The sequence below is a fragment of the Hymenobacter sp. UV11 genome (assembly GCF_004684095.1).
Lineage (GTDB): Bacteria > Bacteroidota > Bacteroidia > Cytophagales > Hymenobacteraceae > Hymenobacter.
Genome location: NZ_SRII01000006.1, coordinates 327,584 through 341,046, shown reverse-complemented (window position 1 = coordinate 341,046; position 13,463 = coordinate 327,584). Strand labels below are relative to the sequence as shown.

At 59.0% G+C, this 13,463-nt stretch carries 13 protein-coding genes; 6 read left to right on the top strand and 7 right to left on the bottom strand.

Annotation, left to right across the window (positions count from 1 at the left end):
• Window positions 1-144: 144 nt before the first annotated feature.
• Together E4631_RS13450 and E4631_RS13445 are read right to left on the bottom strand one after the other, a co-directional pair.
• Window positions 145-897, bottom strand: a complete 753-nt coding sequence (locus tag E4631_RS13450; protein ID WP_133659221.1) for an ankyrin repeat domain-containing protein — start codon at window positions 895-897, stop codon at window positions 145-147.
• Window positions 898-1,164: 267 nt separating this feature from the next.
• Window positions 1,165-1,695 carry a 3-hydroxyanthranilate 3,4-dioxygenase gene (locus tag E4631_RS13445; protein WP_133659220.1) on the bottom strand — a complete coding sequence of 177 codons (531 nt, stop codon included), beginning with the start codon at window positions 1,693-1,695 and terminating at the stop codon, window positions 1,165-1,167.
• A 136-nt stretch (window positions 1,696-1,831) separates the two neighbouring features.
• Between E4631_RS13445 and E4631_RS13440 the strand changes: the two genes are divergently transcribed.
• The 6 genes from E4631_RS13440 to E4631_RS13415 all read left to right on the top strand — a co-directional run bounded on the left by E4631_RS13440 (window position 1,832) and on the right by E4631_RS13415 (window position 8,783).
• Window positions 1,832-3,604, top strand: a complete 1,773-nt coding sequence (locus E4631_RS13440; protein WP_133659219.1) for a hypothetical protein — start codon at window positions 1,832-1,834, stop codon at window positions 3,602-3,604.
• 594 nt (window positions 3,605-4,198) lie between these two features.
• A complete protein-coding gene (locus tag E4631_RS13435) occupies window positions 4,199-4,633 on the top strand; it encodes a response regulator (RefSeq protein ID WP_133659218.1) in 435 nt (144 codons plus the stop codon).
• A gap of 51 nt (window positions 4,634-4,684) precedes the next feature.
• Window positions 4,685-6,199, top strand: coding sequence for a PAS domain-containing sensor histidine kinase (locus tag E4631_RS13430; protein ID WP_133659217.1), 1,515 nt, complete (start codon window positions 4,685-4,687; stop codon window positions 6,197-6,199).
• On the top strand, window positions 6,186-6,596 hold the full coding sequence (locus E4631_RS13425; protein WP_133659216.1) for a response regulator: 411 nt from the start codon (window positions 6,186-6,188) through the stop codon (window positions 6,594-6,596). Before E4631_RS13430 ends, E4631_RS13425 begins: the two co-directional genes overlap by 14 nt.
• A 165-nt stretch (window positions 6,597-6,761) precedes the next feature.
• Window positions 6,762-7,706: a Brp/Blh family beta-carotene 15,15'-dioxygenase gene (locus tag E4631_RS13420; protein ID WP_166648214.1), complete on the top strand. Its 945-nt coding sequence runs from the start codon at window positions 6,762-6,764 to the stop codon at window positions 7,704-7,706.
• Between the two features lie 198 nt (window positions 7,707-7,904).
• Window positions 7,905-8,783, top strand: a complete 879-nt coding sequence (locus E4631_RS13415) for a BLUF domain-containing protein (RefSeq protein WP_133659214.1) — start codon at window positions 7,905-7,907, stop codon at window positions 8,781-8,783.
• Between the two features lie 157 nt (window positions 8,784-8,940).
• On the opposite strand, the gene E4631_RS25915 is transcribed toward E4631_RS13415, so the two are convergent.
• From E4631_RS25915 to E4631_RS13395, 5 genes are all read right to left on the bottom strand, one after another.
• Complete coding sequence (locus tag E4631_RS25915) at window positions 8,941-9,093, bottom strand: hypothetical protein (RefSeq protein WP_166648213.1); 153 nt, start codon at window positions 9,091-9,093, stop codon at window positions 8,941-8,943.
• 166 nt (window positions 9,094-9,259) lie between these two features.
• Window positions 9,260-9,796: a carbohydrate binding domain-containing protein gene (locus E4631_RS13410; protein ID WP_133659213.1), complete on the bottom strand. Its 537-nt coding sequence runs from the start codon at window positions 9,794-9,796 to the stop codon at window positions 9,260-9,262.
• A 71-nt stretch (window positions 9,797-9,867) separates the two neighbouring features.
• Window positions 9,868-11,454: a glycosyltransferase family 39 protein gene (locus tag E4631_RS13405; protein WP_133659212.1), complete on the bottom strand. Its 1,587-nt coding sequence runs from the start codon at window positions 11,452-11,454 to the stop codon at window positions 9,868-9,870.
• 65 nt (window positions 11,455-11,519) lie between these two features.
• Window positions 11,520-12,965, bottom strand: a complete 1,446-nt coding sequence (locus tag E4631_RS13400) for a hypothetical protein (RefSeq protein ID WP_135318610.1) — start codon at window positions 12,963-12,965, stop codon at window positions 11,520-11,522.
• A gap of 63 nt (window positions 12,966-13,028) precedes the next feature.
• Window positions 13,029-13,343 (bottom strand): hypothetical protein, encoded by a 315-nt coding sequence (locus E4631_RS13395; RefSeq protein ID WP_135318609.1) that lies wholly within the window; start codon window positions 13,341-13,343, stop codon window positions 13,029-13,031.
• Between the last annotated feature and the right edge of the window lie 120 nt (window positions 13,344-13,463).

Below are 13,463 nucleotides of genomic sequence, written 5' to 3'. Positions count from 1 at the left end.
CAGTCACTTCGCGGCGTCAGGCCGCCGGTGGGGGGTAGGGCTGGCTTATTTATTTACGTATTGTAAACGGTCGTTTAAAATACGTAAAAAGCTTTTGCTTTATTTAAGTCACTTTTTTCTTGCACGCCTACTCGCCTATCGGGGCTAGGGGGTGACAGATTGTGTAGGGGGCCGCCACTGGACAGGCAACCGGACCCGTTGCCCGCTGCCGTTAGTCAGGGTAGAATCTGCTCCAAACTGCAGCAATAGTTCCACCACGCGTTGCTGGGCAGCCGGCAGCCGAGCGGCGTCGAATAAAACAGGCGTCGAATTCATAAAAGCGCTGCTGCGGCCGTTCGGGTCGGCGCCGTGCCGCAGTAGGGCTTCCACCAGGTCGTCCCGGCCCAGGCGCACGGCGGCAATCAACGGGGTCTCGTGCTGGGGGCGTTCGTTAGCGTCGGCACCGCACCGCAGCAACAAGTCCAGGTGGGCCGCGTTGCCGGCGGCAATGGAGGGCAGCACGCTGGTGTGGCGCAATACGGCCCACGGCAGCGCGAGGAAGCCGGCCGTCGTGGCAAGCAACACCCACCGGCCGGTGGGCGGCAGGGGCGCGGCCAGCAACATCAGGACGCTGGTCAGGCCCACGAACCATCCGGCAAAAAGCGTTGGGGAAGCGGCAAAGTAGCACAAGGCGGTGCCGCCCGCCCCGGCCCCTAATAAGTAGAGCAGCCACGCGGAGGCCATCGGGCTACTCCAGGTCAACCGAGGGGCTTGGGCCACTAGTGTGCAGAACCCAGTGGCCCACAACAGAAAAGCGCTCAGCCAGTACAGCGGTCCGACGTAGGCCGTCACCGAGCCCAACGCAACTGAGAGGAGCGTGAGGGTCCAGAGAAGAGCCAGCAGGCGTTTTCGAGTCATGGCGAAAAGGTAGTGGCGAAAGCCTCCTTTCTCAATAAATGCCAGGAATCGACCTAGCACTTAACGGCGAGCTTGCACCTGTAGCGTGAGACGAGTTCCCGAAATGCGGGCCCTGTATCTGAAAAGTATGATGGTCGGAGGATAGGAGCAGTGGAAGTAAAAACCGCCACTTTTCCGAGAGGTGTCCGAGAAGCGGTATTATGTTAAGGAGCTTTTCTGCAAAAAAAAGCGAAGCAAGCAACTCCTCGCTCAATCCGCCCCAAAATCCTACCCTACCGGCTTGGCCGGCGCCTCCATATAGGTGCCGCAGACCTTGCAGGTGCGCAGGTCGTCGTTGGCCCAGAAGCGGTCCATAATGGGGGGGAGCTGGGCCACGATGTCGGTAATCTCGGTAAACTCCTCGTAGAGCTTGTGGCCGCAGTTTTCGCAGTACCACTGGAAGCCGTCGAGCTCGCCGGCGGTGCGGTAGCGCTCCAGCACCAGGCCGATGGTGCCGGCCGGGCGGCGCGGCGAGTGCGGCACGCCAGCGGGCAGCAGGAACATCTCGCCTGGCCCGATGGTGATGTCCACCGGCAGGCCGTCCTCGATGATTTTGACGGTCATCGTGCCTTCCTGCTGGAAGAACAGCTCCTCGCCCTCGTCCACGTGGTAGTCTTTGCGGGCGTTGGGGCCGCCCACTACCATCACGATGAAATCTTTATTGTCCTTGTACACCTGCTGGTTGCCCACGGGCGGCTTGAGCAAGTGGCGGTGGTCGGCAATCCACTGCTGAAAATTGAAGGGGCGGGCGACGGGCATAGGGAAAAGTAAAAAGTGAGGCGGTAAAGCTAAACCGGTTTCGGAGCCGGCGGGCAGCAGCGGCCGCCCTGCGCTAGGTACCATGGCCGGGCTACTTTTGTTGGGGCCGGGCGCTTGCTGCCCGGCCCGTTGCCGCATGCTCCCTACCCCCCCTCTCACCGCCAACAGTCTGGGTTGGCGTGGCCTGCTGCTGGCTGGCCTGGCCTACCTGGCGTTATTTGTTTGGTACTCGTGGCCGCTGGCCACCGCCTGGAGCACGGCCTTTGTGGGCGAGGTGCACGGCGACCCCAGCGTATTCATCTGGAATGTCTGGAATTTCCGACACCAGGTAGCAGCCGGCCACAACCCCCTGCACACCAGCGCGCTGCTCTACCCTGAGGGCACGAGCCTCTGGCTGCACACCTACACGCCGGTGCTGGGCCTGCTCAACGTGCTGCTGGCCCAGGAATACCGGGCCCTCAACCTGGGCCTGCTGCTGAGCTTTGTGGGGAGTGGGGTAGGGGCCGCGCGGCTGGCGGGGCGCTGGGTGCGGCAGCCGCTGCTGTGCGTGCTGGTGGGCTTTGTGTTTGCGTATTCGCCCTATAAGCTGGCCCGTTGGCCCGCCCACGACAACCTGCTGCTCACCGCCACCGTGCCGTTTTACGTGCTGGCCTACCTGGATGCGTTCGCGTTTGCGCCCGGCCTCTGGTGGCCGCGCCTGCGGAGCCGGCGGGCGGCGCTGAGCACAGTGGCGTTGTTGGTCATCACGCTGTTTAGTGATTACTACGTGCTGGCGGGATTACTTTACTTTTCGGCGGGCTACGCGGCCTGGTGGGCGCTGCGGCTGGGAGCCATCAACTGGCGCGGCTGGCGGCCGTGGGCCAGGCTGGTGGCGCTGCTGGCCGTAAGCCATTTTTTGTCGCGGGGCTTGGGCCTGCTTGGGCTTGATGACAATGCCGGGCTGTACTGGGGCGGCGACCTGGCCGGCTACGTGGTGCCGCCGCTGGGCAACCGCTGGCTGGCAACGCCCGCCACTACTGCCTTCTGGCACAGCCCGCGCCTGCTCAATCCAGGGTCGGTAGAGCACGTGCTGTTTATGGGCTACCTGTTGCCGCTGCTGGCGTTAGGGCTGGCCCTCACCGTCGGCGCGCGCCGGCGCACCGCGCCGATGATGGCTTCCGAAACCCAGCCATTCTGGGCGCTGGTGCTGCTGTTTCTGCTGCTCACCATGCCCGAGCTGCGCTGGAAGGGCCACGACCTGCTGCGGCTGCCCACCAGCCTGGTGCACTACGTCCCGTTTCTGAATAACATTCGCTGCCCTACGCGGCACGTGCTGCTGCTCTCGCTGCTGCTGCCGCTGGCCATTAGCCTGGGCCTGGATGGCTGGCTGCGCCGCGGCCCGGCCGTGCGGGGCTGGGCCGTGGCGGCCGCGCTGCTGGCGGGCTTGTTTCTGGAGTTTCAGGTCGAGCCCTACCCCCTGGTGCGGGCCGCCGACGTGCCAGCCGCCTACCGCGTGGCGGCTGCCGCGCCGGGCGCCGTGCTCTTCCCCATTCCCTTCGGCGTGCAGGACGGCTACCACCAGCTCGGGCAGATGGACGCGGCTGATATGTTCTACCAAACGCAGCACCACAAGGCCCAGCCCGGTGGCTATCTGTCCAGGGTGCCGGCCGCCACCTTTGCCGCCTTCGCCCACGAGCCGGTGCTGCGCGCGCTGCTGCTGGCCCAGCAGCACCCCGATTCGCTGGCCTTGCTACCCCCCCTGGCGCCCGCGCAGGTGCAAGCTTTTCGGGCACGCTACCGCGGGGCGGTGTTTGTGGTGCACCCACCGTTTCGGGGGCAGCCGGTGCACCAGCTGCTGCGCACGCTGCTGCCCGCTGGCTACCGCGAGCAGGTGGTGCAGGGCTATGTAGTGCTGCAACCAGCAGAGTAGGCGCGCGCGCCCTGGCGTGCTTAGCTGCGATTCCCAGGTCTGGGTACGGGCGCCGGTCCGACGGCGGAGCCGGCCGGCCGGTTAACGGGTGCGCCGCTTGGCCAGCCGTGCAGTCCTCATTCCCCGTCAACCGGTCGGCTGTCTCCGCCATCGGACCGGCGCCCGTACCCGGCCTCCCAAATTTTGCTAGTTGAGTAGTCCCAGTGCGAAGTAGGTCGTAAAGGGCGCGCTTTCCGGCCTTGCGAACCCGTGGGCAAACTGTTTGCGCATGCTATGGAATAAATTTATATTTTAATTATTTGTATAAAGCGTTTGCTAACCATGCAAGGCTATTAAGCAAGTAAAAGCAATCATTCAGAAATTGGGTAGGTTAAAATATAATTTATGCTTATCTTTATTAGTGTTATGGGTGGATAGATGGCATGATTATGGTATCTTTCTAATAAAATTTTATAAATAAAGCTGCTAGTTTATCAGCTAGTTATCTCCAAAAAAGTGCCTTTCTCCAGCGCCACTAGTAATGGTCAGAGTTGGTGACTGCTAACAATTAATACGTTACTCCGTCGAACGCTCCAGGTCGTTATCCCATAAAAAATGTCGCACTTAGCCTACGTAATTGAGAATGACCACATCACTGCCGTCGTCACAGAACTGGTGCTGCGGAAAAACTTGCGGCGAGGTGAAGTGCAGCACTTTGCCAATGGCAAAGTAGCATTTAATCAGTTGCTGCTAAAGGCAAAAGAAAATGCAGGCATCCCCGATTTGATTTTGTTGGACCTGAATATGCCCGTAATGGACGGCTGGGAGTTCCTGGATGCGTTTATGAAACTCCCCATTGCCAAGCAGGTGTGCGTGTTTGTATTGACTTCTTCCATTCATCCCGATGACCGCGAAAAAGCCAAGCGCTACAACATTGTGAAAGGCTTTTTTTCTAAGCCGCTGGATGAAAATAGCGTGGCGTGGATGCAACAGTTCGTGCAGCTGGCGGGGGCCAGTACCAGGGCCAAGCGGCTTTATACAGCCCAGTAATCGTGGCGATTCGTATCCTCCTGTAAATAAAACTGTTACTTATATTTATTCGTGTTAAATCTCCTTGAACAGCATCCCGAGCTAGCCGCGTCAATCACCTGCAATCCAGTGGTGTATGACTTTCTGCAAAACTCGTTGACTGATGGACTCTGGTACTGGAACTTGCTGCAACCCGCCGAAGGCTGGGTGAATGCTGCATTCTGGCAAACGTTGGGCTACGCGCCGGACCAAGTGCCCGCCGACCCCGCCGCCTGGCGTGCTTGCATCGACCCCACCGATTTGGCCGCTGCCTGGCAAAGGGCAGAAGCATGCGCCCAAGACTCCTCCCAGGAGTTCGACCTTGTGCTGCGGTGCACGCACCACGAGGGCTCGTCGGCGTGGCTGCGCTGCCGGGGGGTAGTGCTACGCGGCAACGGTAGCAGTACGCCCTGGCTGATGGGAGCGCTATTCGATGTAACGAAGGAAAAGTATAAGGAAGCGTCTGCCCAGGAAGTGGCCACCCACTACAGCTCCATTCTGAGCAATCAGTCGGTCTACATTGTGAAGACTGACCCGCAGGGCAACTATACCTACGTTAATGACTTCTTCTACGAGCGTTTTGGCTGTGAGCGCGACATAATCGGCACCTCGTCGCTGCTTAGCATTGTGGAGGAAGACCGGCCAAAGTGCCTGGAAGTGGTGATACAGTGCTTTCAGGCGCCCGAGGTGCCGCACCAGGTGATTTTGCGCAAGCCTTACCGCGACGGCTCTGTCAAGTCCAATCACTGGGAGTTTAAAGGGATTCTGGGCGAAGGAGGAAAGCTGACGGAAATCCTGTGCGTTGGCTACGACGTGACCTTGCTGCTGGAAAACCTGCAGCGGGCGCAACACCTGCTCGACGTGACTAGCCAGCAGAATATACGGCTGCAAAACTTCGCCTACATTATCTCGCACAACATTCGCTCCCATTCCGCCAACCTGACGTCGCTCGTGCAGCTGCTGTCCGAAGCCAAGGGCAAAGAGCAGAAAACCATGTTTATGCAGATGCTGGCCACCAGCACCGAGCAGCTGGCTGATACCATCGTGAACCTCAACGATATCGTCACCATCAACAACAACGTCAGCAAGCCCAAAGCGTCACGCGCCCTGAAAGCGGAGATTGACAAAACCCTGGACGCGCTGAGCGTGCTCATTCGCCAGCACCACATTACGGTAGAAGTAGCCGTGCCCCCGGCCCTGACTGTGACCGTGGTTCCGGCGTACTTGGACAGCATTTTGCTCAACCTGATTAGCAACGCGGTTAAGTACCGCGCCCTAGACCGGCCCGCCTTCATTCGCCTGCAGGCGCAGGCCACGCCCGAGGGGGTAGTGCTGACTGTAGCGGATAATGGCCTTGGTATTGACACCGTCAGATACCGTGCAAAGCTTTTTGGCATGTACAAAACGTTTCACGACAACGAAGACGCGCGCGGCGTAGGTCTGTTTATTACGAAAAACCAGGTGGAAGCCATGCAAGGCACTATCTCGGTCGATAGCGAAGTCGGCGTTGGCTCCACCTTTACCATCCAATTCCATGAAAACCCCTAGCCTGGCCTACGTGGTTGAGGACGACCGTATTACGGCCGTTATCACGGAGTTCATCGTCAAGAAGGACCTGCGCTACCGCGCGGTCCAAACGTTTGGTAACGGGCAGCTGGCCTTCAACCAGCTGCAGGAAGTGGTGCGCACGGGGGGTAGCCTTCCAGATTTGATTCTGCTCGACCTGAACATGCCGCAAATGGATGGCTGGGAGTTTTTAGACGCTTGCGGGGCCCTACCCCTTGCTCAGGAAGAGGTGCGCGTGTTTATCCTCACGTCGTCCATTCAGCCCACAGACATAGAAAAATCTACGCAGTACAAAGAGGTAAAGGGCTACTTCTCCAAGCCGTTGGGCAAGGTGAACGTGCAGCGGATGCAGTCCTTGCTCTGGGACGCGGGCGAGTAGTAAGAAGTAGCCTTTCCTTTATAAAGCTCGTCCTTTTGAGCTGTTTTCCTAAGGGAAAGCGCCTGGGCGAGCGTGCTCTGTTTCTTTATCGTTGCCATGCCTGCTTCGTCAGTCGCAAACTCGTTTCCGCCCTATTTTTCTTATGCAGCCGTAGCGAGCGCTAGCGTGTTAGCACTGGTTTGGCCGGGGGGAGCGCCCGCCGTGCTGGGGCCGGTAGTGCTGGTGGGCCTAGTTGTGCTGGGCCTAGCGCACGGCGCTTGCGACCAGCTCGTGCTGCCGGCCACGGGGCAAGTACGCAGTGGCCAGCGGGCCTATTTGGGTAGGTTCGTGCTGGGCTACCTGAGCTTGGCGGCGGCGGCTGGGCTGGGCTGGTGGCACTGGCCAGGGGTAGCGGTGAGCTTGTTTTTTCTGGTAACGGTTTGGCACTGGGGCTCGGCCGATGCACCGGCCCAGCCCGGCCAGCTGGTGCTATGGCTGGCGCACAGCTTGTTGCGCGGCGCACTCTTGTTTGCCATCCCGGCCCGGTGGTGGCCAGCCGAGATTCAGCACAGCGTCAACGGCCTGCTGACGTTGGCCGGGGCCGCGCCGCTCGGCGCGGCTTGGTTTACGGGCCTGGCGCAGGGGCTCTGGCCCGTAGTAGGCGTTGGGCACCTGGTGCTGTGGGCGTGCTACGCCCGGCGCCGGCAATTCAAGCGCGCGTATACCGACGCCAGCGAGGTGCTGTTGCTAACCGTCCTTTTCCTGACAGTGCCACCGCTGCTGGCACTGGGGGTGTATTTCGTCTTCTGGCACAGCTTGCAGCACATGCTACGCCTCAATCGGGTGTTTGGCTACCCCGCTTTGGGCGGCCCCCGCAGGGCCTGGGTAGCGGTGGGCAAGGAGGTAGCTTTTTTTATGCGGCGGGCCCTACCCCTGTTATTGGTGAGCCTGGTCGTGCCCATGGGCTTGTATCTGCTCGTGCCAGCTAAGCTGGCTGCGCTCGACACGCTGTTGGGAATCGCGGTAATCACGGCCGCTATCTTAACCCTGCCGCACGCACTGCTGGTAAGCGTAGTCCTGGATTCGGGCAACTGGCGCGCTGCGAAAAATAAGCCGGGCGTGATTGGCTGAAGAAAGGCAACCTGAGCGCGCAGCCTGTTTAAGAGTTGCAGCTTACTTTTTCCCAGAAATAGTAAATTTTACAAAGCTGGTCTGCCAGCCACTATCTACTTCCACCACCTAGTTAATTAACCCTTTACGTTGGGCCAGGTTCAGGGGTCAGCTAACGCTAGCCTAGCCGAACCCGCGCCTGATAGACCAGACCACGGTATGAGTAAATTCGACTTGCAGCTAATCTACGTGATAGAGGATGACCTCATCACGGCTACCACCACGAAGATGCTGGTAGAAAAAAACCTGCGCGAAGCCCAGGTGCAGCTTTATTCTAATGGCCAGCGGGCGTTGACCCAGCTCACGGCGGCGCTACAAGCGGGGGCCGGCCTGCCGGACCTCATTCTGCTCGACCTGAACATGCCCCTGATGGACGGCTGGGAGTTTTTAGACGAGTTTTCCCGCCTACCCCTCACGCACCCGATATGCGTGCTGCTGCTAACGTCCTCGATTAATTTGGAAGACCGGACAAGGGCTGCCCGCTACCAAGCGGTGGCGGGCTATTTTACGAAGCCATTAGATATGAATGTCATATCCCGGATGCTGCGCTTGCACCGGGAGGTTAGTGGCCCAGGCCACGGGGAGGCTATCCTGCCGGGCGGGCTGCATTACCTGGTTTATCAGAGCTACGCCACGGTGCCATTTGGCGACTTGCAGCTGGCAAAGCTGCTTACCCAATCCCGCGCTTTCAACGCGGCCCACGGCCTGACGGGGGTGCTGCTCTACAGCCACGGTACTATTGTGCAGCTACTGGAAGGAAGCGAAGCCAACGTGCACGCGGTTTTTGCCCGCATCGTGCACGACCCTCGCCACACTAACATTATAAAGCTGGCTGATGGCCCGGCAACCCATCGCTTGTTTACCCAGTGGTCAATGGGATTTCGCGCTATTAACCCGGTTGATTTCCGGCATATGACCGGGTATATCAACCCCGACGAAGCTAACTACCTTGGGGAAAGTACCAGCCTGCCCGACGCTGAGCTGCGTGCGCTACTGACCAGCTTTATTAGCGACAACAACTTTGCTGAGTTGGTTTAGCGGCCGGCTAAGGCGTTTATTAATAATGGGATAAGCCTTTGATTACGTGAGCGGTATAGTTAGTGGCGCATTGCTCTGAAAAAAGCAATGCGCTCTTTCTATGTTCGGCCCTACCCCCTGCTTTTTCACCGGCGCCATCACGGCGGCTTCTGCGTCGTCAAGAAAGCAGGTGGCGCCATACTTTGAGCACGTCGGTGGGGCGGGCATCGAAGTAGGCCTGGTTCCAGCTGCGGTAGGTGGGTGAGGTGCCCTGGTCGTTCCAGCGGCACACGTTGAGCAGGTTGGCGACCGTGGCGTTGGCTGGCAGCACCTAGCCCGCCAATTCCAGGCGGTGGGGTAGGACACCGGGACGCAGTTCGCCCAGCGGGCATAGGTGAAGCTGAATGGCTCCTGGAGTGATGACGGATGTATGACTCTCTAAACTAATGCTGTACATATGGTGCGACGGCCAGTGGCCTCCGCGCCCCAGCTGCCAGCTAGTGTAGGGCCGTTAGCTGTACGTCGTCGAGGTAGCCGGCACCGGCACCGCCCGCGTTCCACAGATACATAACCAACTGCGAAGAGTAGTTGACATTAGGTGGAAAAACGATTTCCTTGCTAATTTTCACCCACTTGTTGGGCTCTCCCACCTGGACATTGTACGCAATTCCATCACCCATCATCAGCTTGCCGCCCGCGGCATCATTGAGGCCTATCCGAAGCTGCACGCTGTTATCTTTATTTGGCTCGTAAGCCCAGGCATCAACCCGTACGCCGCGAATGCGGGTAGGGCTCAACTGCCCCAGCAGGCTGTAGTAGGTCAGGCTATATTGGTGGTCTTTGTCTACTTTGAGGCTGTATCGACCCGAGTGGGCCTGCTCCTGCGTGAGCGTAGCCGGGTCGGCGACCCAGCCGGCTACCGTCTCGAAATCATTGTGCATCAGCAAATCTTTATCCGGCTCGTCCAAGGATTCATTGCTTGAACAGGCACTCAGGGTAGCCGTGCCTGCTAGGGCAAGCAGAAGGTATTTCATTCAAAAAAGTGGGGGAGGGAGCGTGAAAATAGAGAAAGTAAAAATAAAAAAACTCGGTTAGCTGCAACTTACTACCAATGCGGTGCTAGGTACGGGGGCTTGAGCACGACGTACTGCCCGGTAGCAATAAACGAGCTGAACGTAGTCAGTAGGTCGGGGTAGCGGGCGCGCATTTCCTGAAAAACTGCTTGGTTCATAATAAGATAATCGAGGCCTACCTCCGTCATCTTCTGCACCAGCGCACTGGGTGGTAGCTGGTTGCGGTCGGGGTTCCAAACCAAGCCGCGCCGGTCGAAATAAATTAGGCCCAGATTGGGGGCCCCATCGCCTACCAGGAGGATGGTGGCGCTAGTGGGCACCCCCGCTGCGGCCAGCCGCGCGGCCCCGCCCTGCATCCAGCGGTAGTTGTAGTCGGCGCTAAATGGCAGGTAGGAGTCGCTCATGCGAGCGCGGTACTTGCGCAAGCCCGGGATGAGCAGGCCCAGCACTACCCCCCCAAATAAGAAGTGGCGCGCCAGGCGGGGCAGGCGGCCCAGCCGCAGTGCCAGCTGCGTGATGCCTAGGGCTACCAGTAGCACCAGCCCCGGCCAGAAGGGCGCAATCACGTAGTAGTCGTGGTGAAAGAACTGCGCGCCCATCAGCTTAAAAAACAGCAGCCCGCCTACGGTTGCCAGCCCAAGTTGGGCGGCCCAAATCCACTCGGTACGTAGCACCCGGCCCAGGCTCACTACGCACACCAGTAGGCTGGCCACCAGCACCTGGTACTGGAAAGGCATAAAATACTCGTGGCTCCACGACTCCCGAATACGCCGCATTACCATGTCGTACTCCGCCATCGTAGTCAGGGGCCGGGGCTCAGCCAAGAAAAGGTCGGAGTTATATGTTTGGTTAAGATATTGATTGTAAAAGGTATAGCTAACTACTGCTCCCAGGCTAGCCCCTGCTAGCAGCAGTAGTAGTTTTCGCTGGCGTAGGGTGAGAGCCGCAGGCTGGAGGTAGGCCCAAAGTAGGAAAGTCCCCAAGGCTGCTATCAAATAAATACCCGTTGACACCTTGATAAGCGCCGCCAATGTAAAGAGCGCAATTGCCCCGGCTAGGTCGCCAAAGCGGTGCGTGAGTTGGTAGCGCAGCAAGTAGTAGGCCGCTACCACCACGAGCGCGGCTCCCACGGGGTCAGGCAAAAAGTTGCCGGCGTAGTAGGCAAAAACGGGAGAAGCTGCCAGGAAAACGCCCGGTACCAAAGCGGCAGCAACCTGCCGAGTGCGCTCAAATACAAGCCTAAATAAATAGTAGTAAGCCAGCCAGGCCGTAGCCCCAGTAAGCAGCCGGTACAGGGGCACCACCGCCCCCCGGCCCAGCACCTTAGCCCCGAGCGCCGCCAGATATGGCAGCAGCGGAAACTCAACCCCCGCCACCTCATCAATGGAGGACAGCGTTAGGGTATGGGGCCGGAAAAAATTGAGGCCGTGGTCGTAAAAGCCAAAGGCCAGGGCTAGCCGGTCGGCCTGTGCCCACGCGTGGATGCCGCGCGGCAGCCAGCACAGTGAAGGTAAATAATAGACTAGCACCAGTACCAGAAAGAAACTGCCCGCCAACAGGCGGTAGGCCCGGTCAGAACCAGAAGCCGGCAAAATGGGAGCAGGAGAAGAAGCCAACATCAGAGGAAAAGGAAATTTTATTGGCTACTGGCAGTAAAAAGGATAAATAGCACCTGCGCAAAGATTTATTTCTGAAAATACAGCTTTTTGGTAGGCGTTATATGCCAGTAATACAGCATCTGGGCCTGCACCTCCGACTGGGTATAATCACTAATGGGCATCCAGGCCAACACCGGGCAAAAGCCGGCCAGCTCCACTACGGGCTCTCTTGCCCGCGCCAGTTGGTCGAGGCTCCAGCGCTCGCAGTCACTGACAGGGAAAGCATCTGGCTGGCCATCAGCGTGCAAAAAAAATCCTCCGACTAAGCAAATAATCAACAAATAACCTCCGCGCAAGCGTCCGCGCAGCTGCGATAGCAGAAAGTAGCTCGAATAGCCGTAGGCAAAGAGCAGACCCAGTAAAATGGGCAGGGCCGTATCGTTGCGCAATAGATTGGGGCGGTAGGAGCGGTAGCCACCCAGGGGCAGCAGCAGCAAATAAGCCCCGATAAACAACCCGACCCAGCCCAAAGTGGTTAGCACACGCCGCCGAGCCATCGAGTCGGTCACGGCCCAGCACGCCAGCAAAAAGTTACTAGCCAGCACCAGCACCAGTACGGGCAGGCCCAGTTGGTATATGAAATACCGCGCCACTCCCAGCGGCAGCAGCTGGTAGCGCTGCAGCAGTGAGTAGGTGTGGGTATTCTCTACGTTGTTGCGGCCGATGTATATGGAGTAGAGGCACAGCGCCGTGAGGGTGCCTAGCAGCAGTACCGCTTGCCCCGAAAGCCAGCCTCTACCCAGCGTAGGCCAGGCTAGCCCCTGCCGCCAGCGCTGCCCTTGCCCCCAGGCCCAGTGCCCCCCAACGCCCAGCAGCAGCACCGCAATCGTGGCCGTGGCAATGGGGCCATTGAAGGCCACTACCACCATGAGCCCCACGAGTAGCAATGCCCGCCACCAGGGTAGGCGCAGCGGTTGTTGCCGGCAGGCTGCCTGATAAAAAGGCCACAGCAGCACCAACAGCAGTAGCATGGCAAAGGCGTAGAAGAAGGTATAGGTTACCGCCCGGTCGGTTATCCCCATCTGCTCGTAGTAGCCTCCCGCCGTTTGAAAGAGCGGCACAAGCAAGGCCGCTATTAGCCAGAAGTGGGTGCGGCGCGCGCCACTAGCCAGCTGAATGTAGCGGGCCAGCAACAGCAGTAAGCCGGCCTGCGTGAGCGTGGTAAACAGCGCGCTGGCCACATACAAACTGCTGACGGGGTCCAGCACCTGCTGAAGCAAGCGCGGCATGGTCTTCCAGTATAGCCCCATCGCGGCGTGGGCGAAGAAGCGGTTGGTAGCCGAGTACACTTCGTTGCGAGTCAGCACTGCCCAGCCAAACGGGTCGTGCAGCACCTGCGCAAACCACGGCGCCGGCAGCACGGTTGCCGCCAAGTCGCCGTCAAGCGGCAGCCGGTAGTTGCGCCAAAAGGAAAATGCCAGGTCGAGTACTATAAACAAAGCCAACAGGCCAGTCCAATATCGCTTATTCATACAGTCGCGCTCGCCAGCTTCTACCCCCGCCGGTCCTTAGGAAAACGGGCTAGCCAGGAAAAATTAATCAAGGATGCTCAGCTTAACGTCGTCGAGCAGCACCTTATCGCCGGCGTCGGCCCGCCACAAATACAGCCGCAGCTGCTGCGCCGGGGCCACGCTGTCGGGCAGCGTAATGTCTTTGCTTACGAATACCCACTCGCCGTAGGTTTTAACGGCGTCACGCAGCTTGATGTCGTCACTGAATATTTGCTTGCTGTTGTCGGGAGAAAGTACCTGTAATCCTACCACGCCGGTAGCCTGGTCGCTGGGCATGAAAGCCCAGGCTTCAAGATGTAGCTTCTGAAACTTAGCCTCGCGCATTTTGCCCAGTGCCATGGCGTAGGTCAGGCTGAATTCGTGGTCTTTATCAACTTTTAAGGCGTACTGCCCAGAGTGCGCCAAGCCTTTCTCTACAAGGCCTGGGTCGTTACGACTTGGGTCATTGCTCCAGCCGCC